The sequence below is a fragment of the Actinoplanes sp. NPDC051411 genome, from assembly GCF_040682075.1.
Lineage (GTDB): Bacteria > Actinomycetota > Actinomycetes > Mycobacteriales > Micromonosporaceae > Actinoplanes.
In genome coordinates this window covers 18,185-40,907 of sequence record NZ_JBFBAD010000087.1, presented here as the reverse complement: position 1 = coordinate 40,907, position 22,723 = coordinate 18,185, and the positions used below count along the sequence as shown (strand labels likewise).

At 71.6% G+C, this 22,723-nt stretch carries 20 protein-coding genes; 10 read left to right on the top strand and 10 right to left on the bottom strand.

The genetic code is table 11. The features are described 5' to 3' along the window. The coding region (locus AB0M88_RS36455; protein WP_364110387.1) for a DUF4012 domain-containing protein at window positions 1-1,253 on the top strand (1,253 nt) is incomplete at its 5' end. Here AB0M88_RS36455 and AB0M88_RS36450 read toward each other — a convergent pair. Then, entirely contained in the window at window positions 1,210-2,190 is a 981-nt protein-coding gene (locus AB0M88_RS36450; protein ID WP_364110386.1) for an NAD-dependent epimerase/dehydratase family protein, read from the bottom strand. The genes AB0M88_RS36455 and AB0M88_RS36450 overlap by 44 nt on opposite strands. A 13-nt stretch (window positions 2,191-2,203) precedes the next feature. Next, window positions 2,204-3,400 carry a glycosyltransferase gene (locus AB0M88_RS36445; protein ID WP_364110385.1) on the bottom strand — a complete coding sequence of 399 codons (1,197 nt, stop codon included), beginning with the start codon at window positions 3,398-3,400 and terminating at the stop codon, window positions 2,204-2,206. Window positions 3,401-3,483: 83 nt separating this feature from the next. On the opposite strand from AB0M88_RS36445, the gene AB0M88_RS36440 reads away from it, so the two are divergent. The 5 genes from AB0M88_RS36440 (at window position 3,484) to AB0M88_RS36420 (ending at window position 10,408) form a co-directional block, all read left to right on the top strand. Further along, the gene (locus AB0M88_RS36440) at window positions 3,484-4,662 is read left to right on the top strand and encodes a glycosyltransferase (RefSeq protein WP_364110384.1); all 1,179 of its coding nucleotides are present in this window, start codon (window positions 3,484-3,486) and stop codon (window positions 4,660-4,662) included. Then, window positions 4,650-6,518, top strand: coding sequence for an asparagine synthase (glutamine-hydrolyzing) (asnB, locus tag AB0M88_RS36435; protein ID WP_364110383.1), 1,869 nt, complete (start codon window positions 4,650-4,652; stop codon window positions 6,516-6,518). The genes AB0M88_RS36440 and asnB overlap by 13 nt, the downstream gene beginning before the upstream one ends. 74 nt (window positions 6,519-6,592) lie before the next feature. Continuing rightward, complete coding sequence (locus AB0M88_RS36430) at window positions 6,593-8,827, top strand: glycosyltransferase (protein ID WP_364110382.1); 2,235 nt, start codon at window positions 6,593-6,595, stop codon at window positions 8,825-8,827. After that, the gene (locus AB0M88_RS36425) at window positions 8,824-9,747 is read left to right on the top strand and encodes an FkbM family methyltransferase (protein WP_364110381.1); all 924 of its coding nucleotides are present in this window, start codon (window positions 8,824-8,826) and stop codon (window positions 9,745-9,747) included. Before AB0M88_RS36430 ends, AB0M88_RS36425 begins: the two co-directional genes overlap by 4 nt. Before the next feature lies 1 nt (window position 9,748). Then, window positions 9,749-10,408, top strand: coding sequence for a class I SAM-dependent methyltransferase (locus AB0M88_RS36420; protein ID WP_364110380.1), 660 nt, complete (start codon window positions 9,749-9,751; stop codon window positions 10,406-10,408). 13 nt (window positions 10,409-10,421) lie between these two features. On the opposite strand, the gene AB0M88_RS36415 is transcribed toward AB0M88_RS36420, so the two are convergent. After that, window positions 10,422-11,246: a methyltransferase domain-containing protein gene (locus tag AB0M88_RS36415; RefSeq protein ID WP_364110379.1), complete on the bottom strand. Its 825-nt coding sequence runs from the start codon at window positions 11,244-11,246 to the stop codon at window positions 10,422-10,424. Then, window positions 11,246-12,601, bottom strand: a complete 1,356-nt coding sequence (locus AB0M88_RS36410) for an O-antigen ligase family protein (protein WP_364110378.1) — start codon at window positions 12,599-12,601, stop codon at window positions 11,246-11,248. The genes AB0M88_RS36415 and AB0M88_RS36410 overlap by 1 nt, the downstream gene beginning before the upstream one ends. 138 nt (window positions 12,602-12,739) lie before the next feature. Between AB0M88_RS36410 and AB0M88_RS36405 the strand changes: the two genes are divergently transcribed. The 4 genes from AB0M88_RS36405 to AB0M88_RS36390 are packed head-to-tail and all read left to right on the top strand — an operon-like array spanning window position 12,740 to window position 16,768. Beyond that, window positions 12,740-13,741 carry a GDP-mannose 4,6-dehydratase gene (locus tag AB0M88_RS36405; protein WP_364110377.1) on the top strand — a complete coding sequence of 334 codons (1,002 nt, stop codon included), beginning with the start codon at window positions 12,740-12,742 and terminating at the stop codon, window positions 13,739-13,741. Continuing rightward, window positions 13,738-14,751: an MraY family glycosyltransferase gene (locus AB0M88_RS36400; protein ID WP_364110376.1), complete on the top strand. Its 1,014-nt coding sequence runs from the start codon at window positions 13,738-13,740 to the stop codon at window positions 14,749-14,751. Before AB0M88_RS36405 ends, AB0M88_RS36400 begins: the two co-directional genes overlap by 4 nt. A gap of 21 nt (window positions 14,752-14,772) precedes the next feature. Next, window positions 14,773-16,188 carry a polysaccharide biosynthesis tyrosine autokinase gene (locus AB0M88_RS36395; RefSeq protein WP_364110375.1) on the top strand — a complete coding sequence of 472 codons (1,416 nt, stop codon included), beginning with the start codon at window positions 14,773-14,775 and terminating at the stop codon, window positions 16,186-16,188. A gap of 4 nt (window positions 16,189-16,192) precedes the next feature. After that, window positions 16,193-16,768 (top strand): low molecular weight phosphatase family protein, encoded by a 576-nt coding sequence (locus AB0M88_RS36390; RefSeq protein WP_364110374.1) that lies wholly within the window; start codon window positions 16,193-16,195, stop codon window positions 16,766-16,768. Here AB0M88_RS36390 and AB0M88_RS36385 read toward each other — a convergent pair whose 3' ends face one another. From AB0M88_RS36385 to AB0M88_RS36360, 6 genes are read right to left on the bottom strand one after another with little or no spacing between them, the layout of a single operon-like run. Further along, window positions 16,769-17,617: a class II fructose-bisphosphate aldolase gene (locus AB0M88_RS36385; protein WP_364110373.1), complete on the bottom strand. Its 849-nt coding sequence runs from the start codon at window positions 17,615-17,617 to the stop codon at window positions 16,769-16,771. A 43-nt stretch (window positions 17,618-17,660) separates the two neighbouring features. Continuing rightward, entirely contained in the window at window positions 17,661-18,734 is a 1,074-nt protein-coding gene (locus AB0M88_RS36380; protein ID WP_364110372.1) for a PfkB family carbohydrate kinase, read from the bottom strand. Beyond that, window positions 18,731-19,621, bottom strand: a complete 891-nt coding sequence (locus AB0M88_RS36375; protein WP_364110371.1) for an SIS domain-containing protein — start codon at window positions 19,619-19,621, stop codon at window positions 18,731-18,733. The genes AB0M88_RS36380 and AB0M88_RS36375 overlap by 4 nt, the downstream gene beginning before the upstream one ends. A 22-nt stretch (window positions 19,622-19,643) precedes the next feature. Continuing rightward, window positions 19,644-20,480, bottom strand: coding sequence for a carbohydrate ABC transporter permease (locus AB0M88_RS36370; RefSeq protein WP_364110370.1), 837 nt, complete (start codon window positions 20,478-20,480; stop codon window positions 19,644-19,646). Further along, window positions 20,480-21,406: a sugar ABC transporter permease gene (locus AB0M88_RS36365; protein ID WP_364110369.1), complete on the bottom strand. Its 927-nt coding sequence runs from the start codon at window positions 21,404-21,406 to the stop codon at window positions 20,480-20,482. The genes AB0M88_RS36370 and AB0M88_RS36365 overlap by 1 nt, the downstream gene beginning before the upstream one ends. Continuing rightward, window positions 21,406-22,719: an extracellular solute-binding protein gene (locus tag AB0M88_RS36360; protein ID WP_364110368.1), complete on the bottom strand. Its 1,314-nt coding sequence runs from the start codon at window positions 22,717-22,719 to the stop codon at window positions 21,406-21,408. Before AB0M88_RS36360 ends, AB0M88_RS36365 begins: the two co-directional genes overlap by 1 nt. Window positions 22,720-22,723: the final 4 nt, after the last annotated feature.

Below are 22,723 nucleotides of genomic sequence, written 5' to 3'. Positions count from 1 at the left end.
GTCGCCTGGCCGGCCCGCTCGCCGCCCCGGTCGCCGAGCTGAACGCACGGCTCGATCAGGCGGTCGCGCTCATCGGCTCGGCGCTGCGGGCGGCCGAACTGATCCCGCCGATGCTGGGCGCGTCGGGGCCGCGGACCTACCTCGTGCTGTTCCAGAATCCGGCCGAGATCCGCGCGACCGGCGGCATGCCGGGTGCCTATCTGGTGATCGCGGCCGACCACGGCGCGGTCCGCGTGGTCGACGCGGGTAACGCGACCGGCGGCCTCGGGGTCAGCGACGCCCCGGTGCTCCCGCTCGACCCCGGCGTGGAGGCCCTGTACGGGACGGCGATCGCGCGGTACCCGGCCAACATCAACGAGACGCCGGACTTTCCCACCGCGGCCCGGCTGGCCCGCGAGATGTACCGCCGGCATTCCGGGCGGACGGTCGACGGCGTCCTGGCCACCGACCCGGTCGCCCTGTCGTATCTGCTCGGCGCGACCGGCCCGGTCGCGGTGCCCGGGGGACCGGACCTGCGGATGGACAACGCGGTGCCGGTGCTGCTGTCCCACGTGTACGCCGGCCGGCTCTCGCGCCCGCAGCAGGACGCCTACTTCCGCACCGTGGCCCGCGCGACGTTCAACGCGCTGACCGGGCGGCCGGTCGCCGTACGTCCCATGCTGGCCCAGCTGGCCCGGGCGGCCGGCGAGCGGCGCCTGCTGGCCTGGAGCGCCCGGCCCGAGGAGGAACGTCTGCTCGCCGGCACCGTGCTGGAGGGGGCGATGCCGCAGGACCGCCCGGACGCTCCGACCGTCGGCGTGTTCCTGAACGACGGCGGGGCCGGCAAGATGAGCTACTACCTGCGGCCGGCGGTCCAGGTCGGCGACAGCGGGTGCGAGCTTGCCGGCCGGGCGCTGCTGAACCTGCGGTTGACGCTCTCGTCGGTGGCGCCGCGGACCGGCCTGAGCCCGTACGTTCTGAACTCCGCCGGGACCGTCCACCCGTACACGATCCGGACCTTTGTTTCGGTCTTCAGCCCGACCGGTGGTTCGGTGGTGCGGGCGTGGGTGGACGGCCTGCCGTCTCCGTTCCGGGCCGGCTCGGACGGCCGCCGCGGGGTGGGCGTCTTTCAGGTCGACCTGGCGCCCGGCACGAGCCGGCAGCTGGAGGTGACCCTGCTCGCCGGCTCGGGCACGGTGCGGGCACCGCGGCTCTGGACGACCCCGACGGTCACACCGTGGCGGATCGAGCACCGGCCGGCCGGCCGGTGCTGACCGGGTAGGCGCCGGTGGTGGCGAACCAGTCGATGGTCTGGCGCAGCCCGTCGGCCAGCCGGATCGGGGCCAGCCCGGGGAACAGCGCGAGCAACCGGTCGTTCGCGCCGTGCGAGTGGCGGACGTCGCCCGTACGGGACGGCCCGTAGCAGACCTCCAGGTCGCGGCCGAGCACCTCGCCGATGATCTCGATGACCTGCCGGATGCTGACGCTCTCGCCGAAGGCGAGGTTCACCGGCGTGCCGGCGGTGACCCGGCCGAGCACCGCCTGGGTCAGCACGTCGACGACCGATCCGACGAAGGTGAAGTCGCGGGTCTGCCGGCCGTCGCCGTGCACTGCCAGCGGTTTGCCGCTCAGCGCCGCGTGCACGAAGGCCGGGATCGCCGCGGCATAGGCGTGGCCGGTCGACTGGAGCGGCCCGTACACGTTGAAGAACCGCAGCACCAGGGCCGGCAGCCCGAAGGAGGAGCCGTAGGCGAGGGCGTAGGACTCGGCGGCGAGTTTGCTCGCGGCGTACGGGCTGAGCGGCCGGGTCGGCAGATCCTCGTGCTTGGGCAGCTCGGGGGTGGCGCCGTAGACCGACGACGACGATGCCGCCACGAGGTGGGCGCCGGCGTGCCGGCACGCCTCCAGCACGTTGACCGTGCCGGTGGCGTTGGCGTCGTGGCTCGCGACCGGGTCGGCCAGCGAACGCGGGACCGAGGGCCGCGCGGCCAGGTGCACCACCGCGTCGGCCGAGTCGAGCACGTCCCGCAGCAGCGCCCGGTCCAGGATGTCGCCGACGACCAGCTCGGCCACGGACCCGTCCAGGTTGGCCGCGTCGCCGGTGCTCAGGTTGTCGTAGGCGACGACCCGGTCGATCTCGGGCCGGGCGGCCAGCGCACGGCACAGATTCGCCCCGATGAACCCGGCTCCGCCGGTGACCGCGACCTTCATAGTTCTGCCACCTTCATCGTTCTGCCTCCTCGGCTTCGGGCGCCCGCCGGGCCGGGCGCGGCAGCCAGCCGCGTTCGGTGGCGAGCGCGGCGTAGAGCCGGTCGGTGTCGGCCACCAGCCGGTCCCCACTGAAGTGCTGGGCGCAATGGATGCGCGCGGCCCGGCCCATCGCTTGGCGGCGTGCGGGGTCACCGAGCAGATCCACGGTGCACCGGGCCAGGGCGGCCACCTCGGTGCTCGCCAGGAGACCGGTCCGGCCGTCCAGGACCACCTCGGCCACGCTGCCGACCCGGGTCGCCACCGCGGCGACACCGGCCAGGCCGGCCTCGACCAGCGACATCGGCATCCCCTCGTTGTCGGAGGTCAGCAGGGCCAGGTCGGCGGCCGCGTAGACGGTCTCGACGTCGGTGCGCCAGCCGCCGAGCCGCAGCGTGTCCGGGAGTTCGCGGGCCGCCGCCTTCAACTCGTCCAGGCGGTCACCCTCGCCGAACACCGCGAACAGGACGTCGGGCACCAGCTCGCGTACCGCCCGGGCGACCGCGACCAGACGGTCGGGCCGCTTGATCCCGGTGACCCGGCCGACCGACACCACCAGCGGCCGGTCCCGGGGCAGGCCCAGCCGGTCGCGGGCGACGGTCCGGCCGGGCGGGTCGGGCAGCGTGGTGCCGGGGGCGATGACGGCGTACTGGCCGGGCCGCCCGATCCCGGCCGCGAGCAGGTCGTCGCGGACCTGCCGGCCGACGGCGACGAGCCGGTGGGTGCGGGCCGCCAGGCGACGCTCGGCCCCGATCACGAGGCGGGTCGTCAAGGGCGGGAAGTAGCCGTGCAGCAGGTGGCCGTGGAAGGTGTGCACGCGTACGGGAACGCCGGTGACCGCCGCGGCGAGGCGGCCGACCGTGCCGGCCTTCGCACTGTGGGTGTGCACGATGTGGGGCCGGAACTCCCGTACGGCGGCGATCAGCGCGGCCAGCGCCCGCAGGTCGTCGGAGGGCCGGACCCGACGGCCGAGCGCCGCGACCCGGTGGGCCGGCCGGCCGGAGGCGCACCACGGCTGGTACTCGGCTTCCTGGTCCTGCACGTGTCCGGTGTAGAGCCGCTGGTCGTACCGGTCCGGGTCGAGCCCTCGGAGTAGGCCGAGCACCTGCACCGCCGGGCCGCCGACGTTCATGCGGGCGATGATCCGCATTACGCGCAGGCGGTCGTCAGGCATGCGTCCTCCAAGCTTCAGCCAGCACCTGCACGATTAAACCCGATATATCCGTTCTAATGTGGCGAATCTCGTACGATCAGGACATGGTCTTCGCCAACCGATCACCGGACGTCGCCGTCGGATCCGCCGTCCCGCGTCCGCCCCGGGTCGGGCGGGTCTGCCTGGTGATCGGGCAGCTCGGTCTCGGCGGCGCGGAGAAGCAACTCGCCCTGCTCGCGGCCGGCCTCCGGCAGCGAGGCGTCGAGGCGACGGTGGTGGTCCTGCGGACTGGCGGCCCGCGCGAGGCCATTCTCCGGGACGCCGGCGTGCCTCTGATCAACCTCGACCTCCCGTCACCCGCGCGGAGCTGGCAGCGGCTCGCCGTCTTCGCGCTGGCGGTCGAGCGCCTCCGGCGGACGTTGCGCCGGTTGCGGCCCGATGTCGTACACGCGTTTCTCCTGCACAGCTGCGTGCTTACCGCCCCGGCCGCGCGGCTGGCCCGGGTTCCGGTCTGCGTGGCCGGTCGCCGGAGCCTGAGCCACTACAAGGCCGGCCTCGGGCTCGCCGTCGCGGGGGAGCGGGTCGCGACCCGGATGACCGACGTGCTCATCGCCAACGCGGACGCGGTGGCCGACGACGTGGTCCGCACTGAAGGGGTCGCGCGGGACCGGATCCGGGTGGTCTACAACGGTCTCACCGACCCGGCTTTCGAACCGGCACCCCCGGCTGCGCTCGCCAGCTCCCTTCCCGTCGTCCTGTGCGTGGCCAACCTCCGGCCGTACAAGGGACACCGCTATCTGCTGGAGGCGGCGGCCCGTCTCCGCGAGCGCGGTCTGCCGTGCACGCTCGCGCTGGCCGGCGAGGGCCCCGAACAGGAGAGCCTGCAACACCAGGCCGCGGCGCTCGGCCTCGACGTACGGTTCCTGGGCGCGCGCACCGACATCGCCGCGCTCCTCGCCCGGGCCGACGTGGCCGTGCTGCCGTCGCTCACCGAGGGCATGAGCAACGCCGTGATGGAGGCGATGGCGGCCGGGCGGCCGGTCGTGGCCACCCGCGTCGGCGGCACCGCGGAGCTGATCGAGGGCCGCGGCGAACTGGTGCCCCCGGCCGACGCGGACGCCCTCGCGGCCGGGCTGGAACGGGTCCTGCGCGACCCAGCCGCTGCCCGCGGGCGGGCCGCCGACGCGCGTGCCTGGAGCCGCCGGTACCTGCACCTCGATGGCATGGTCGACCGGCATCTGGACATCTACTCGGAGCTGCTGGAGGCCCGATGTGCGGGATAGCCGGGATGGTGTCGACCGGCGAGGTCGACCCCGATCTCGTCGGGCGCATGTGCGCCGCCCTCGAACACCGCGGCCCCGACGGATCGGGCTTCCACACCGGCCCGCGGGTCGCCCTCGGCATGCGCCGGCTCGCGGTCATCGACGTCGCCGGCGGCCAGCAGCCGGTGCGCAGCGAGGACGGCAGCGTGCTCGCCGTGTTCAACGGCGAGCTCTACAACCATCCCGAGCTGCGGGCCGACCTGATCCGCCGGGGCCACCGCCTGACCGGCCGGAGCGACACCGAGTGCCTGGTGCACCTCTACGAGGAGTACGGCGACGAGCTGGTGCACCGACTGCGCGGCATGTTCGCGTTCGCCATCTGGGACGCCGGCCGCGCGCGCCTGCTGCTCGCCCGCGACCGGGTGGGCAAGAAGCCGCTCTACTGGCGCCCGGCCGGGGACGGGCTCGCGTTCGGGTCCGAGCTCAAGGCGTTGCTCGAGGACCCTTCCTGGAGCCGCACGCTCGACCACGTGGCGCTGCACCACTACCTGACCTATCAGTACGTGCCGGCGCCGTGGAGCATCTACACCGAGGTGCAGAAGCTGCCGCCGGGTCACCTGCTCGTCTGGCAGGACGGCGTCGCCTCGGTGCGGCGCTACTGGCGGCTCGACTCCACCCCGCGGCCGACGCCGGGGGAGGCCGAGAGCTGCGAGCGCGTACGGTCGCTCCTGCTCGAGTCGACCCGGATCCGGATGGTCAGCGAGCGGCCGGTCGGCGCGTTCCTGTCCGGCGGCATCGACTCGTCGGCCGTGGTCGCGGCGATGGCCCGGCAGAGCTCCGATCCCGTGCGCACGTTCAGCATCGGGTTCGAGGAGCACGGTTACGACGAGCGCCGCTACGCCCGCATGGTGGCCGCCCAGTACGGGACCGACCATCACGAGATGGTGGTGACCGCGTCGTCGGCGGCGGTGCTCCCCGATCTGGCCGGCCACTTCGACGAGCCGTTCGCCGACGCCTCGGCGATTCCCAGCTTCTACGTCGCCCGGCTGAGCCGGCAGCACGTCACCGTGGTGCTGAACGGCGACGGAGGCGACGAGTGTTTCGGCGGCTACCAGCGCTACGCCGTGATGGCCCGGCTCGCCGGTTTCCCGTTCCGTGCTCTGGCCCCGCTCGCGGGTGCCCGTCCCGGAGCGCTGCCGCGCCGGCTGGGACGGGCACTCGAGCTGCTCTCCCACCCGGCGCCCCGGCGGTACGCCCGGATCATGTCGTACTTCGACCCGGAGCAGAAGTGGGCGCTGTATTCGGACGCGTTACGCGACGAACTGCACGACGTCGACAGCTACCGGCTCCTCGACGAGACGTTCGCCGCATCGGGGGCGACCGACGACGTCGGCCGCGCCATCGACACCGACGTGAACACCTACCTGCCGGGCGATCTGCTGCCCAAGGTGGACATCACCACGATGGCGCACTCGCTGGAGGCACGGTCGCCGTTCCTCGACCATCATCTGCTCGAGTGGGCGGCCGGGCTGCCGACCCGGATGAAGGTGCGGCCCGGCGGCACCAAGCTCATCCTGAAACGGGCCGTGGCCGAGTGGCTGCCGCCCGAGGTGGTGAACCGGCCCAAGATGGGGTTCGGTGTCCCGCTGGCGGCCTGGCTGCGCGGCGAGCTGCGGGATTACGCGTACGACCTGCTCACCGACCGGACCGCCGACGGCCGTGGCCTGTTCCGGCCCGCCGCCGTGTCGAGCCTGCTTCGTGAGCACGACGCCGGCGTCGATCGCAGCCGGCAACTGTGGGCCCTGATCCAGTTCGAGCAGTGGCATCGGTCGGCCCTCGACGCCGCGCCGACGAGAGTCGCGGGCGTATGGATCTGAGCCGGCGTTCCACGGCGGCCGGCCCCAGAGCGGCGAAGATTCGCGACGCTGTCGGCGCATTCGGAGTCCGGTTGGTGCTGGCGGCCGTGACCGGGGTCGTGATCTCGAGGGCACTGAATCCGGAAGGGCGCGGAATCTACTCGGTCATCGTGACGATCGCCTCGACCGCGACGGTTCTCGGCCACCTCTCCATCGGCCAGGCCAGCGTCTCGTTCTGGTCGACCGATCGCTCCGCGATACCGACGAACAGTCTGATTCTCGGTCCGTTGCTCGGTGCCGGGTCGGCCGTGCTGACCGGGGCGGCGATCCTGCTGGTCTCGCCCGGAGCCGTGCCACGATCCGCCTGGCCGCTGCTGTTCCTCGCGTTGGCCTCGGTTCCTGTCGCGGTGGCGTGCGTCCACCTGAGCACCGTCGTTCTTCTGCTGGGCCAGATGACCGCGGTCAACCGCTCCGTCACGGTCTCGGCGTTGCTCCAGTGCGGAGCGCTGGTGGCGTTGAGCCTCGCCGGTCACCCGTCACCGGCGGCCGTGATCTGGGTCTGGGTGCTGAGCGGCGCGGTGCCATTGCTGTTCTTCCTCCCGGTGCTCCGGCCGCACCTGGGCCGGGGCGATGCCGGTGTGGCTCGTCGCATGGTCGGCACCGGACTGCGCTACCAGGCCGGCCTGGTGGCGCTGAATCTTCTCTCCCGCATCGACGTGCTGATTCTCAACGCGCTCGTGCCCGGGGCGCCGGTGGGCCTGTACACCCTGGCGGTCAGCGTCGGGGAGATCACCCACGTCGCGACGAACGCACTCGCCCAAGTGGTGCTCGCCGATCAGGCCGAGGCGTCCCTGGACCGGGCGACCGGGCTGACCGTGCGGAGCGTCCGCGCCTCGGTGATCATGGCGGCCGGCGTGGTAAGCGCGGCGTGTCTGGCGGCACCGTGGCTTGTGCCGATCCTCTACGGCAACGACTTCCGCGGCAGCGTGCCGGCGATCTTTGCACTCGCTCCGGGCGTGCTGGCAATCAGTGCGACCCGCTCGGTTCTGCCGTATCTGCTCCGGCTGGACCGCCCCTGGCTCGTATCGGGCACGTCCTTCCTGGCGCTGGCGGTTAACGTCATGCTCAACCTCCTGCTCATTCCGCGCTGGGGCATCGTCGGATGTGCGCTGGCGTCGAGCGCCGGGTGGCTGGTCCTGGCCGGATGCCAGGTGACGTGGTTCACCAGGGCGACCGGCACGTCGCCGGCTGCGCTCCTGCCCGGCCGCGACGACCTGGCGCGAGCGCGGTCCGAGATCGCGGCGCTTCGCGCACGGCGTCCGGCCGGTGAGAAGTCACCGGGCGATACCGCGCTCCGGGCCCGTGCGCGGCCGGCCGGGCTGGTCAGCGTCGTCACGCCCACGTACAACCGTGCGCACACTCTTCGCGACGCGTTTTCCGGCCTGTTGGAGCAGCAGGCCGCGCTGGAGTGGATCGTGGTCGACGACGGTTCGACGGACCGCACGAAGGCGCTCGTCGAACAACTCGCGGACCGGGCGCCGTTCCCGGTCAGGTATCTGCGGCAGGCGCACGCCGGAAAGCACCTCGCCGTGAACCGAGGCGTCGCCGCCGCCCGTGGTGAGCTGGTCGCCCTGCTCGACTCCGACGACGCGCTGTTACCCGGCGCGCTCGACCGCCTGCTCGAGCACTGGGTGGCGATCGCGGATCCGGCCGGATATGTGGGCGTCACCGGGCTCGACATCGACGAGGCAGGGCAGGTGATCGGCGCCCGCTTTCCGGCCGACGTCGTGGATGCCACCTGGCAGGAGATGAGATACCGCTGCCGCATGACCGGCGACAAGTGGGGCGTCCTGCGAACCGACGTTCTGCGGGACAACCCGTTCCGGATCGCCGAGGGCTATATCGCCGAGGGAGAGGTGTGGCGCCGGATCGGCCTTCGCTACCGCACCCGGTACGTGAACGTCCCCGTTCTCTCCTGCCGCACCAGCGGCGCGGACCGGATCACGCGGCTGCCCTACAGCGCGGTCGCCGCCGGCATGGTTCACTACCACATCCTTGTGCTGACCGAGGACATCCGGTGGTTCCGGCACCATCCCACGACGTTCGTCCGGACGGCCGGAAACCTCGTCCGCGGGCAATTCCACCTCGGCGTGCCGGTGCACCGCCAGCCGCGGCCGCTGACCACCTGGCGCGCCCGCCTGCTATGGGCCACCTGCCTGCCCTGTGGGTGGGTGCTGTACCGCCGCGACCGGGTGCGGCATCGGCCGATGGCGGTGGACGGACCGGCGGGACCTGCGCACTCCTTGGCGAAGGAGGGCTCGGTCTCATGAACGCCAAAAGCGCTCGCGAACTCGCCAAATCCGGCCGCGACGCCCTACTGCGCCGGGCGCCGGGCCTCCAGCGGGTGATCCGCGAGCTTGCACAGCGCGGGCAGTTGCCTCCGGCCGTATGGTGGCGACTGCGCCCCACGGGGGTCTGGACGCTGCACGCGCCGGACGGTGCGCCGTTCCTCTACAACTCCGATTTCGACGACGACCGGCTGGCCCGCCACATCGTGTGGACCGACCTGCACCACTGGGAGACCACGGTCCAGCCGGTGTTGTTCGAGCTGGCTCGGCACGCCGAGGTCTTCGTCGACGTCGGCGCGTATTCGGGGATCTACACGCTGCTGGCCTGCGTCGCCAACCGCAACCTGCAGGCGATCGCCTGCGAGCCCAATCCGGTCAAGCTCGCCCAGCTGCGTTCCAACGTGCGGCTCAACGGCCTCGACGACCGGGTCACCATCGTGGCCAAGGCGCTCTCGTCGAGCGCCGGGCGGGCAAGGTTGACGATCCCCTCCGACGACTCGCAGGCGACGCTGCACGGAGTCGCCGACCGGGTCGGAGCCAGACAAGTCGAGGTCGAGGTGACCACGGGCGACGAGCTCCTCGGCGACCGGCGGGTCGACCTGATCAAGGTCGATGTCGAGGGTTTCGAGCCGCACGTCTTCGCCGGCCTGAAGACCGTGCTGGCCACGCACCGGCCGAGCATCATCGCCGAATGCCTGGATCAGCTGGCACTGCAGCGTGCCCGCGCCGCGACATCCGGCTTCGGTTACCACCACATTTACCACCTCGACGGTCACGGCCCGGTGCCGATCGACGACACGTTCGTCCATCCGTACCGATGCCCCAACTACCTGTTCCGCACCGAGCCGATGGTCGGCGCGGCGTGGAGGGGCGACCGATCACGAACCCTGGGAGGGCAGTGACATGCCGATGACGATGCGCGGCCGGCTCACCTATGTCCGGCGCCGAGCGCTGGCCCGCTGGCTGTACCGGAGGCCGCTGTCGCAACTGAACCCGGAGCGGCTCTACCTGTGGGCACAGGCGATCATCGAAACCGCCGGGGTGCCCGGGGCGGTGGTGGAGATCGGCTGCGCCTCGGGCGGCACGTCGGCGCACTGCTACCGCCTGCTGCAGAACATCGGCGCGCCCAAGCGGTACGTCGCCGTCGACACGTTCAGCGGTTTCGTACCCGAGCAGTTCGACCACGACGTGCAGCTCGGCACTCCTGAGGCGGTGCGGTACGGCTTCTCCGTTTCCTCGCCCGCACTGGTCCGGCAGATCCTGCGGCAACTCGGAGCCTCCGGCGTCGAGTTGGTCCGCGGCGACATCGTGGCGATGCCCGCGGACCGGCTCCCACGGCAGATCTCCACGGCGCTGGTGGACGTGGACCTCTCGCACCCGGTGCACGCCGCCCTGACGAAGACGTGGCCGTTGGTCGCACCGGGCGGGGTGGTCCTCGTCGACGACTGCGACCGGCGGACCGGGTTCCGGGCCCGCGCGGGCTTCCAGCGGTTCTGCGCCGAGCAGGGGATGCCCGAGCGATACGAGTACGGGATGGGCGTACTGCACCGTCCGCCTCTCTGACCGGTCCTGACGATCATCCGGGCTGGTGCGGCGCCGTGAATACGTACTCGTTGCAACCCAGGCCGCCGGCGCAGGTCTTGAGGTGCCGCAACTCGAAGCCGCGCTCGCGCAGGAAATCGAACACCGTTTCGGGCTTGGCGACCGCGAACGGATAGCCGCCCACCCAGTCTATGAGGTCGTGGCGTACGGACATGCCGCGAGCCCGCGGCAGCCGGCTGCCGCGGACCCACCTGATCAGGCGCAGCAGTGGCCACCAGCGCCACAGATAGGCGGCGCTCAGGAAGACGATCGTTGCGCGTCCCGCGCGCCCGGACCGGTTGTAGCGTCGCTTGACCCGTTCCCACAGCCGGCTCTTGGGACCTTGGTCGTTGTACACCGACACGAACAGCAGCCCGCCGGGTTTCACCAGGCGTGCGGCCAGGTCCATGGCCCGCCACAGGTCGCCGGTGTGGTGCAGTACCCCCCACGAGTACACGATGTCGTGCCGGCCGAGGCCCGCGACGTATCGCTCGTCCAGGATCGATCCCTGTTCGATCGGCCAGACGGCATCGGGCGCGAACCGGGCACGCAACTCGGCGGTGGCCGCCACCGACTCGGCATCGAAATCGAAGGACCGCACCTCGGCGCCGAGGCGGTGGGCCGCGAGCGAGAACAGGCCGCTGCCGCAGCCGACGTCGAGGAAGGTCCGTCCGGTGAGGTCCGGGCTGCGCAGGGCACGGACGAGCGAGTCGGTCGCGGTCCGGATCTTCGTTTCGTCGACGGTGTCGACGAACGCCCGCCAGTTCGCGCCGAAGGCAAACCGTTGCCCGGCGCGGATCTCCGTACGGCTGTCGAGCATCACAGCATCCCTTCCGTCTGTGGTCGCGGCACCCGGCCGCGCGATGGTGCGCCGTGCGGTTTCTCGCCGCCGGCCAGGAGACAGCCGAGCGCGAGCCAGAACGGCACACTGACGAACATGCTCGACATGAAGTTGCCGAAGAGCAGGCCGACCGCGTAGACCACGACGATGGCACGCAGGATGGCTGCGCTGTCGCCTCGGCGGCCGCGCATCGCCAGGACGAGGAGCACGACGAAGAGTGCGGCCGCCGGTACTCCGGCCTCGCACGCGAGCCGGGCGTACTCGTTGTGTGTGTTGACGAAGATGCCGATCTGGGGTGCCGCGGCGGCGTACGCCGGAAACGCGCCGTACCCGATGCCGCGCAGCGGGTGCTGCACGGCGATCTCGAGGGCCAGCCGGAGAGCCTCCCCGCGGATCGCGTTGTTGGCGTCCAGTTCGGTGGCGGACCGCCCGCCGATCAGCAGCTTGATCAGGACATTGCCGAACAGCACGGGCAGCAGGGCCGTCGCCGCGACGACGAGCGCCCGCTGCCACCAGGAGCGTTCTCTCAGCACGAGATAGCCGGCTCCCGCGACGGCGGCGACCAGGGCGCCTCGGGACTGGGTCTGCACGAGCGCGACCGCACCGGGTGCCGCGACGAACAGCCACGCCGGCTGCCGGACATGCCAGGCGAGCCCGATGGCGGCGATGCACGGCGGAGCCAGCATCCCGCCGAGGTAGTTGGGATTCAGGCCGGCGCCGACGAGGCGGCCCGCGGCGAGCGCCCCGTCGATCAGGATGACGCCGGCCACGACCGCGCCGGCGATCGCGATCGTCTTGGCCACGAGCGAAAGGTCCGGGGGCGCCGACGTGGCCGACGCGGCCACCGCCAGTCCGGTCAGGACGCCCACCAGGTCATGCCAGGGCGACAGCGCTGCCGGTGTGGCGACGGCGGGGTGCAGCAAGCTGACGGTCAGCGCGGCGGCGAACAGCGCGAACCAGACCGTGGTCCGGCGCGCGGGCAGGGCGCCGCCGACGAACCGCAGCACCAGACTGACGGCCAACGCGCAGGTCGCGGCGTGTGCGATCGCGAAGACCTGCCCCGATATCGGAGCGAGGAGCCAGGCCGGGGCCATCGCCGCGACGAGCCGCTGTGGCGGGATGAGCAGTCCGAGAGCGGCGGCTGCCACCAGCACCAGCCGGTCGAGGCCGATCGCACCTCCGACGCCGGCGTATTCGAACGCCACGATCAAGGCCAGCAGGGTCGCGGTCACGGCCAGCAGGAACGGCCGTCGTCCGGCGGTGTGCAGGCTCAGCCGGGCGCGGTGGTGGTCGAGGAGCATCGTCACCGCCTTCTCGTCGCCTGCGCCCTGCACGATTCAAGCCGACATCGGAGCCTTTCGCCGGGAAAGAATGATCAGATCCCTGTTTCGGCTGGTTTTTTCTGAACGGGCACGAGTGATGGGTTTCGTAGGTAACGTCACGATCCGATCGGACGACTCGTAAGGAGGGGCATGCCAAGCGGTGCATATCTCGTCACAGGTGGGGCCGGCTTCATCGGCTCGCACCTTGTCGACGCCCTCTTGGAGGCCGGTGCCCACGTTGTCGCGCTGGACGATCTGTCGACCGGCCGCCTGTCGAACCTCCAGCGGGCGAGCCGGCATCCGCGGTTCCGCTTCGTGCAGGGCTCGGTGCTCGACGAACTCGTCATCGACGACCTCGTCCACCAGTGCGAGACGGTCGTGCACCTGGCCGCGGCGGTCGGCGTCAAGCGGGTCGTCGAGCAGCCGCTCAAGTCGCTGACCACGAACATCCGCGGCTCGGAGATCGTCCTGGCGGCGGCTCACCGCTACCGGCGGAAGATCCTGGTCGCCAGCAGCTCCGAGATCTACGGCCGCAACTCCAGCGGGCCCCTCGACGAGGGAGCCGATCGCATCCTGGGCAGTCCCGCGGTCGTGCGCTGGGCCTATAGCACCGCCAAGGCGGTCGACGAGATTCTGGCGAACGCCTACTTCAAGGAGCGGGGCCTTCCGACGATCATCGTGCGGATGTTCAACACCGTCGGCCCGCGGCAGAGCCCGGCCTACGGCATGGTCATCCCGCGGCTCGTCCGGCAGGCGGTGGCCGACCAGCCCCTGACGGTCTTCGGCAACGGCCGGCAGACCCGGTGCTTCGCCCACGTCCTCGACGTGGTCGACGCGCTCGTCGCGCTGCTCGACGACGTCCGCTCCATCGGCGAGACCTTCAACATCGGCTCGTCCGAGGAGACCAGCATCGGTGCGCTCGCTCAGCTGATCATCGAGCGGTCCGGCGGCCGGGGGCCGATCCAGCTCATTCCGTACGAGCAGGCGTACGGCACCGGCTTCGAGGACATGGACCGGCGCGTACCCAACACCCGCAAGCTGCACGAACTGACCGGCTGGGCCCCGCGCTACACGTTGGACGACATCCTGCGGCAGACCATCGAGGAAGCACGGCGCGAGGCGGCCAGGTCCGGTGAACTGGTGGCGCTGTGAGCCTGCCGGTCGCATTCGTCGTCCCGGCCGGCGCCGGCCTCGCGACGGTCACCGCCCTGGCCGTCACCGTCCCCGTCCGGCGGGTGGCTCTGTGGCTCGACCTCACCGACCGGCCGAACCCGCGCAAGGCGCACCAGCGGCCGACGCCGTACCTGGGTGGCGTGGCGCTGATCCTCGGGTGCCTGCTGCCGGTCGGGCTGCTCGTCCGCCCGTGGAGCCCGCACCTCGTGGCGATCGCGGTCGCCGGCCTGTTCGTCGCCGGGCTGGGCCTGGCCGACGACATCCGCACGCTGTCCATGCGGACCCGGCTCGCGGCCGAGACGCTGGCCGCCACCGCGGTCACCCTCACCGCGCACCCGCTGGTCGTCTCCGGCGTCTCCTGGCTCGACACGATCATCACGGTCGCCTGGATCGTCGTGATGACCAACTCGTTCAACCTGCTCGACAACATGGACGCGGCCGCCGCCTCGATCGGCACGGCCACCGCCGGGGTGCTGGGCGTCTCGGCGCTGGTCGCGGGCCGGCCCCCGGTCGGGCTGCTCCTGCTGTTTCTCGCCGGGGGCTGCCTCGGCTTCCTCGCCCACAACCGGCCGCCGGCCCGCATCTTCATGGGCGACACCGGGTCGCTGTTCATCGGATTCGTGCTCGCCACCGCGGCGGTTCTGTACGCCCCGTCCGCTCGCGGCGACTCCTACGCGGTGCTCCTGCTGGTCACGTTCGTCGCGACCGTGGACACCGCCCTCGTGGTGATCGACCGCCGGCGCGGCGGCCGGCCGTGGCACCTCGGCGGCACCGACCACGTGTCGCACCGGCTGCACCGGCTGGGCCTGAGCACCGGACAGGTCGCGGCGGTCCTGTTCGTGGCCGCCGCCGCCTCCACCGCACTGAGCGCGCTCGTGGCCGCCGGGGCGATCCCCGGATGGCCGGCGTTCGGGGCCGGACTGACCGGCGCGGCGACCGCGGTGGCGCTGCTGCTCAACGTGCCGGTACGCGAACACACACCGTCCTGACGTCAGCAAGGAGAGTCCGCAGTGGAGCTGCGCACGGTCACCCGTCTGCTACGTGACGAATGGATCTCGATCCTCGTCGTCACCGTGCTCGCCGTCGCCGGCGGCGCCCTGCTGACGTGGCGGCAGACGCCCCTGTACGCCGCGCGCACCACGCTGTTCGTCTCCACGTGGACCGACGAGAGCGACGCGTCCAAGGCCTACCAGGCCAGCCTGCTGTCGCAGCAGAAGGTGAAGTCGTACACCGAGCTGCTCCACGACCACCGGCTGATGCAGCGCGTCGTCGACCGCCTGCACCTGAACATGACCGCCGACCAGGTGGCCGCCGAGGTCACCGGCGAGGCGGTGCCGGACACCGTGCTGATCGCGCTGACCGCCACCGACCCCTCACCGGTGCAGGCGGCCCGGATCGCCGACGCGGCCGCCGCCGAACTCGTCGACCTGATCCCGACACTGGAGAGCCTGCCGAACGGCCAGAAGTCCGCGGTCCGGCTGGCCGGCGTCAGCCCGGCCGAGATCCCGAAGACGCCGGTGTCCCCGCAGCCGATACGCAACCTGGCGCTCGCGCTGGCGGCCGGCCTGCTCCTGGGCGCCGTCCTGGCCGCCGCCCGCCACTCGCTGGACACCTCGGTGAAGTCGCTCGAGGAGATCGAGGAGACCTCCGGCGAACCGGCCCTCGGCGCCGTGCCGTACGACGCGAGCGCCAGCCGGACCCCGATCATCGGCGGCCAGCAGACCCACGGCCATCGGGCCGAGGCCTATCGCAAGATCCGTACGAGCCTGCAGTTCGTCGACGTCGACCGGGCCCACAAGGTGCTGCTCGTGACCAGCAGCGTGCCCGCCGAGGGCAAGTCGGTCACCGCCTGCAACCTGGCCCTCAGCCTGGCCGAGACCGGCCGCCGGGTGCTGCTGATCGACGCCGACCTGCGCCGTCCCCGCGCCGCCCGCTACCTCGGCCTGCCCAGCGGCGCGGGCCTGACCAGCGTTCTGCTGAACAAGTCGACCCACGAGGCCGCCGTGCAGTCGTGGGGCCTGACCCCGTTCTGGGTGCTCGCCAGCGGGGCGATCCCGCCCAACCCGAGCGAGATGCTCGGCTCCCAGCACATGCACAAGCTCCTGGACGAGCTCCGCGCCGAATACGACGTGATCATCGTCGACGCGCCGCCGGTGCTCCCGGTCGCCGACGCCCTGGCCATCGCACCCGCCTGCGACGGCGCGATCCTGGTGGTCCGCTACGGCAAGACCCGGCGCGACCAGCTCTCCCAGACGACGGCCGCCCTGCGCAAGGCCGAGGTGGACGTGCTCGGCACGGTCCTGAACCGTGCCCCGCGCCGCGGCCGCGAATCGTATTACTACTACGAGCCCTACACCGTCCAGCACGACGGCGACCCGGCCACGACGGCCGACGACGACCTCAAGCAGCCGGTGGAAGCCCGGTGAGCGCGTGACGTTCGCCATCCTCCACGTGTGCGTCGGCAACATCTGCCGCTCGGTCCTGGCCGAGCGCCTCACCACCCTGGAGGCGCTGCGCCGCTTCGGCCCGGATACCAGACCCGTTCAGGTCACCAGCGCCGGGACGCGGGCGCGCCCCGGCGCGCCGATGCACCCGTACGCGGCGGCGGCCCTGCGCGCCCGCGGCGCCCCGACCGACCACTTCGCCGCCCGGCGGCTCACACCCGTCGCGATCGCCGCCGCCGACCTGGTGCTGACCGCGACCGCCGCCGAACGCGACGACGTGCTCACGATGCTGCCGGCCGCTCTCGACCGTACCTTCACGCTCCGCGAGTTCGCCCGCCTCGCGACCCACCTGCCGCCGGCCGCCGGAGAGCCCGCGGCCGTGGTGGCGGCGGCGCTCGGCCTGCGCTGGCGGGTGGCCGCGACCGATCCGGACGGCGACGACATCGTCGACCCGCGCCGCACCCGGCGCGGCCTGCAGGCGTGCGCGGCCGTCACCGCCACCGCGGTGCGCTCCACCATGGAGGCGCTGTTCGCGACCGAGGGCGCGGTGCGAGCGCGCTGATCAGCCGCTGACCGTGGCCAGCAGGTGCCGCACCACGCCGGCCATCTCGGTGCGGGCGCGGGCGAGGTATTTGCGGGGGTCGACCACGGTGGCGTCGCGGTCGAGGAACTCGCGTACCCCGTGGGTGTAGGCGATGTTCAGAGCCGTGCCGATGTTGATTTTGCGGATGCCGGCCGCGACCGCGCGGGACAGGTCCTCGTCGGGGACACCGGAGGAGCCGTGCAGAACCAGGGGGACCGGGACGGCGGCGGCCAGCGCGGCGATCAGGTCGTGGTCGAGGGTGGCGGTGCGGGTGGTCATGGCGTGGGAACTGCCGACGGCCACGGCCAGGGCGTCCACGCCGGTCTCGGCCACGAAGTGCCGGGCCTCGTCCGGGTCGGTGCGGACGCCGGCGGTGTGCGCGCTGGCCGGCGAGTCGGGTTTGCCGCCGACGTAGCCCAGTTCGGCCTCGAGCCACAGCCCGTTGTCGTGCGCCCAGCGGACGGCCGCGGCGGTGTGGGCGAGGTTGTCGGGGTAGGACTCGTGGGCGGCGTCGAACATGGCCGACGAGAAGCCGGCGTCGGCGGCCAGGTGGAGCAGGGCCAGGTCGGTGACGTGGTCGAGGTGCAGGCCGACGCCGACGGTCGACGACTCGGCGAGAGCGGCGGCGGCGCGGGTCAGGGGGATGGGCCGGGCGGCGTGGAACTTCACGGCGTTCTCGCTGATCTGGACGATCACCGGGGCGCCGGCCTCCTCGGCGCCGTGGACGACCGCCTCGGCGTGCTCCAGCGTGATCACGTTGAACGCCGCGATCGCCGAGCCCCGCGAGCACGCGTCGCCGACCAGCTCGGACGTGGAGATCAGCGGCACGACGACACCTCCGGCGCGGCGATGCGGGCGGGAGACGCGGGGGTCAGGGGCACGGGGCCACCTCCTGGACGGTCGATGATGCGGTGAGCTCGCGGTAGAGGGGCTCGTCGATCTGGCCGGCTACCGGGGCGGCGACGGCGGCCGCGGCCAGGGCCAGGGCGTCGGCCAGCGCGGTCGGCCGGGGCAGGTGCCGGGCTAAACCGCGGGCCAGGGCGGCGGTCAGGGCGTCGCCGGCTCCGGTGGGGTTGCCGGTGACGTGGCGGGGTGGCCGAGCGGTCCAGGACCGAAGGCCGTCCGAGGCGACCAGGCCGTCGCTGCCGGCCGAGATGACCACGGTGCCGCCGGTGCGGCGGCTGAGCCGGGAGGCCGCGGCCAGGAGCTCGGCCGGGCCCGCGCCGGGGAGGCCGATCTCGGCGCGGTTGGGGGCCAGGATGGTGGGCCCGGCGTCGATGGCGGACTGCAGCTGGGCGTCGGCGGCGTCGACTACCGTCGCGATTTTGTGGTGCTGGGCCCGGCGTACGAGAAAGGCGTAGGCGTCGGCCGGCGCGCCGGGCGGCACCGAGCCGGACATGACCGCTACCTCGCAGTCTTTGAGCAGTTCGTCGTAGGTTTCGGTGAAGCGGGCCCAGTCCCGGTCGGTCAGGGTGGGGCCGGGTTCGTTGAAGACGCTGGCGTCGGCGTCGTCGACCACCGTGACCGTCTGCCGGGTGTCGGCCTCGACCTCGGTCAGCCGGTCGATGACCCCCGAGCCGGCCGGCGCCGAGACGGCCCTCGCTGAGCCGGCGGTTGCTGAGTCGACGGTCGCTGAGTCGGCCGGCGCCGAGCCCGCCCGTGCTGAGCCGGCCAGTGCTGAGTCGGCCAGTGCTGAGCCGGCCAGTGCTGAGTCGGCCAGTGCTGAGTCGGCCAGTGCTGAGCGGAGCCAGCGGCCGGTGGCTCCGCCCGCGAAGCCGCAGAGGGTGACCGGCTCGCCGAGCTGGGCCAGCACCCGGGCGACGTTGACGCCCTTGCCGCCCGGCCGCCGATGCACCGTCGAGACCTTGTGCGATGCGCCCGGGCGCACCGCGTCGACCACGTAGGTGACGTCGACCGCCGGGTTGAGGCAGACGGCGAGGATCACAGGGTCACGACGGACCGGGTCAGATGGGTGGGCACGTCGGCGTCGCGGCCAGCGGTCGCGGCCCAGGTCACGGCGTGGCGCTGGATCGCGACGAGCTCGGCCTGGGGGTCGCGGGTGCCCTGGCGGGCGGTCGCGCCGGTGGCCTCGATGGCCTCGACCTGCACCGGGGTGAGCGGGGTCAGCGCCCAGACCAGGGTGCCCGGGCCGGCGACGCTGATCGGGCCGTGACGGTATTCGCCGGTCGCGTAGGCCTCGGCCCACATCCCGACCGACTCACGGCACTTCAGCGCCGCCTCCTGGGCCAGCGCGGCCGCCCAGCCGGTGCCGAGCACGACCAGCTGGCGCGGGGCCGGGGTGGTCGTCGGCTCGGCCAGGGCGTTCCGGGCCTGGTCGGGCAGGTCGGCGGTCTCGAGACCGAGGTGGGTGCGGAGCAGGGTGAGCAGCGTGGTCGGGAAGCGGGTCTGCACCACGCTGCGCTCGTCGGCGTAGGACAGGTCGATGATGTCGGTCGCGTGGTCGCCGACCGGGGTGCCCAGCTCGCCCAGCACGGCGGTGACCGGGGTGCCGGTGGGCAGCGCCTGGAGCGCCTGCACGACCTCGGTCGTGGTGCCCGAGCGGCTGATCGCGACGACGCGGTCGTAGTCGCGGACGATCGGCGGCAGTTCCGAGGCGATCAGCGCGTCGGTGAGGCCGTGGCCGGCCTGCTCGCGCAGCCAGGCGTACGCGGCGGCGACGTAGTAGGAGGTGCCGCAGCCCAGCACGAGAACCCGCTCGCCCCTGGCCGGCAGGCCGTTTTCCGCGGCGTCGCGGGCACGCTCCCAGAGCTCCGGCTGGCTGGCGATCTCCTGAGCGGTGATTTGTCCGAGTTTCAGGGAAGTGTCGGTCACGAGAGGTCCTTCGAGTCGAGGGTTACTTGACGCTGCCGCTCAGCAGGCCGTTGACGATGAAGCGATTGAGGGCGACCGCGATCACGGCCGGTACCGCCAGGGCGAGCACGCCGGCCGCGTTGAGCAGCCCGAACGGCACCACGTGCCGGCCCTGCAGGGCGGCGATGGCGACGGTCAGCGGCTGGGTCGAGATGTCGCTGGAGAGCACGAGCGGGAACAGGAACTGGGCCCACGCGAAGAGGAACGTGATGATCGCCGTCGACACGATGCCGGGCCAGGCGAGCGGGAGCACGATGCGCCACAGGATCTGCATGCGGCCGGCGCCGTCGACCTGACCGGCCTCCTCGATCGCGATCGGCAGGCTGGTCATGTAGCTGTGCAGGATCCAGGTCGCCAGCGGCAGGAAGCCCGAGACGTAGACCAGGATGATGCCGGTGTACGTGTTGACCAGCCCGAACAGGCTCATGATCCGGTAGAGCGGGATCAGCGTGGTGTAGGCCGGGAACGCCATCGTCGCGAGGACGGCATAAAACAGGAGCTGCCGGCCGCGGAAGGTCATGCGGGCGAAGGCGTACGCCGCGAGCGTGGCCAGCACGACCGTGACGATCGTGGCCGCCGTGCACTCGACGAAGATGTTGAACGACGAGCGGCGGATCGTGTCCGGGATCTCGCCCGCCCCCGACAGCAGCGCGTGATAGTTGTGCAGCGTCGGCGTCGGCGGCACATAGTGCGAGGGCTTCGCGCTGATCTGCCCGTCGGTCTGCAGGCTGGTGTTGAGTGTCCAATAGAGAGGCACCAGCGACCACAGGACGATGAACGCGATCCCGAGGGTGCGGGCCCAGTGACGGCTCTTAGGCATCAGAACTCCACCTGCCGGTAGACCAGCCTCACGACCCCGAGCGAGATGACCAGCGTGGCGACGGTGATCAGCAGCGAGAGCGCGTAGCCCTCGCCGAAGTCGAGGTTCTGGAAGCTGATGAAGTAGGTCTGCATGGTCAGCGAGGCCCCGGTGTCGGCCGAGCCGTTGAGCACATAGGGCTGGTCGAACACGTTGAGCGTCGCGATGACCGCCTGCACCATGGCGATCGCGATGCCCGGGCGGGCCAGCGGCAACGTGATCCGCCGCAGCGCCTGCCACGGCGTGGTGCCGTCGAGCACCGCCGCCTCGTAGAGCTCGCCCGGGATGTTCTGCAGCGAGGCCAGGATCAGCAGCGTGGACAGCGGCGTCATCTGCCAGACCTGCACCAGTTCGATGGCGAAGATGGTGAGGAACCGGTGCTGGCCGAGGAACACCTGGTAGTGGTCGATCAGGTGCGCACTCGTCAGAACGCTGTTGAGCAGGCCGGTGTTGCTGTCCCAGATGCCCGTCCAGACGATGCCCTCGACCACGCCGGGCAGCGCCCACGGGAGGATGAGCACGGCGATCAGGACCGAGCGGCCGCGGAACGGCCGCTGGAGGGTGACCGCCATGACGATCCCGAGCAGCGTCGACAGGAGCACGCCGATCAGCACGTACAGCCCGGTGTTGGCCAGGCTCGACCGGATCGCGTTGTCGGCGAACAGGTGCCGGAAGTTCTCGAGACCGTTGAACGTCGTCGGCGGATTGAGCTCGTCGACCCGGAAGAACGACTGGACGATCGTGACGCCGGCCGGCACGAGGGCCAGCGCCACGATGAACAGTGCGAGGGGGGTGACCAGGGCGTACGGGAGGAAGTCGAACTTCTTCTTCCCGCGCGCTCTTACCGATCGGGCGGGTTCCACCTCGCTGTGGGTGTCGACGACCATCAGCTCGACAGCTTGTTCGCGGTGTCGGCCATCGCCTTGATGGCGGCGTCGACGCTCATCGAGCCGGTCGCGGCGGCGTGCAGGCTCGTGTAGACCGACTTGGAGAACTCCGGGTACCACGACGGCGCGCCCTGCGGGAACACCGGCTTCGCGCTGTTCTTGAGCAGGTCACCGAGCTGCTGGCCGCCGATCAGCTTGCCCTTGTCGGTCAGCTCGGTCATGCCGGCCAGCCGCGAGGGCAGGAAGTAGCCGGGCATCACCTTGTCGGGGCCGCTCGCCCCGGCGAAGTCGGCCTGGTTCTGCGCATTGGTGAACCAGTCGATGAACTTCGCGGCGGCGGCCGGGTATTTGGCCTGGCGCGGGATGCCGATGCCGTCCGGGTTGCTCATGTTGGGGCCGACGCCGCTGACGCCCGGGGTCGCCAGGTATTCGACCTGGTTGACCACGCTCGAGGAGGCCGGGACGCTGTACAGGCTGCCGACGTTGCCGGAGTAGTCGCCGAAGGTGCTGGCGACCTGGCCCTTGGCCATCAGGGTCTGCTGGCCCTGGCTGTCGGCGACGTTGATGTTGCCCGGCGGCACCAGGCCCTGCTTGATCGCGTCGACCATCCATTGCGCGGCCTTGTAGCCGGGGCTGTCGGCGGTCGCGAACTGCGGCTTGCCCGACCCGTCGAGGATCGTCCCGCCGAACGCCGCCGTGGTCTGGTACCAGTTGGTCGACAGGCCCTCGGCCGCGGCGAACGGGATGTTGAGCGGGTACTGCACGACGCCCTTGCTCTTGATCTGCTTCAGGTCGGCGGTGTACTCGTCGATCGTCGTCGGCATCTTGGTGATGCCGGCCTTGCCGAACAGGTTCTTGTTCACGGTTGTGACCAGGAACGAGGCGTCGTACGGGATGCCGATCGTGTGCCCGTCCGAGCTGAACGACGTCAGCTGCGGCATCTCGGCGGCCAGTGACTTGGTGTCGAGGTAGTTCTCCATCGGGAAGAACCAGTTGAGCTTGCCCAGCTGGCCGACCCGCGACCAGTCCACGTCGGTCGCGTCGGCGAAGTAGGTCTTCGCGGTCGCCGCCGCTGCGATCTTGGTCTGCAGGCTGTCCCAGTCGGTGTTGGTCCACTTGACCGTGATGCCGGTGCTCTTGGTGAAGGCGTCGATCGACGCCTGCGGCGGGGGCTCGGTGGCGAGGGCGACCGTGATCGTCACGCCCGTGGTCTTGTCCGACCCGCCGCTGCTCTTGCCGCCACCGCAACCGGTGGCCATGGCGCCTACGAGCACCAGGGCCCCGGCGCTCAAAAGGATTCTGGAGGATGTCATCACG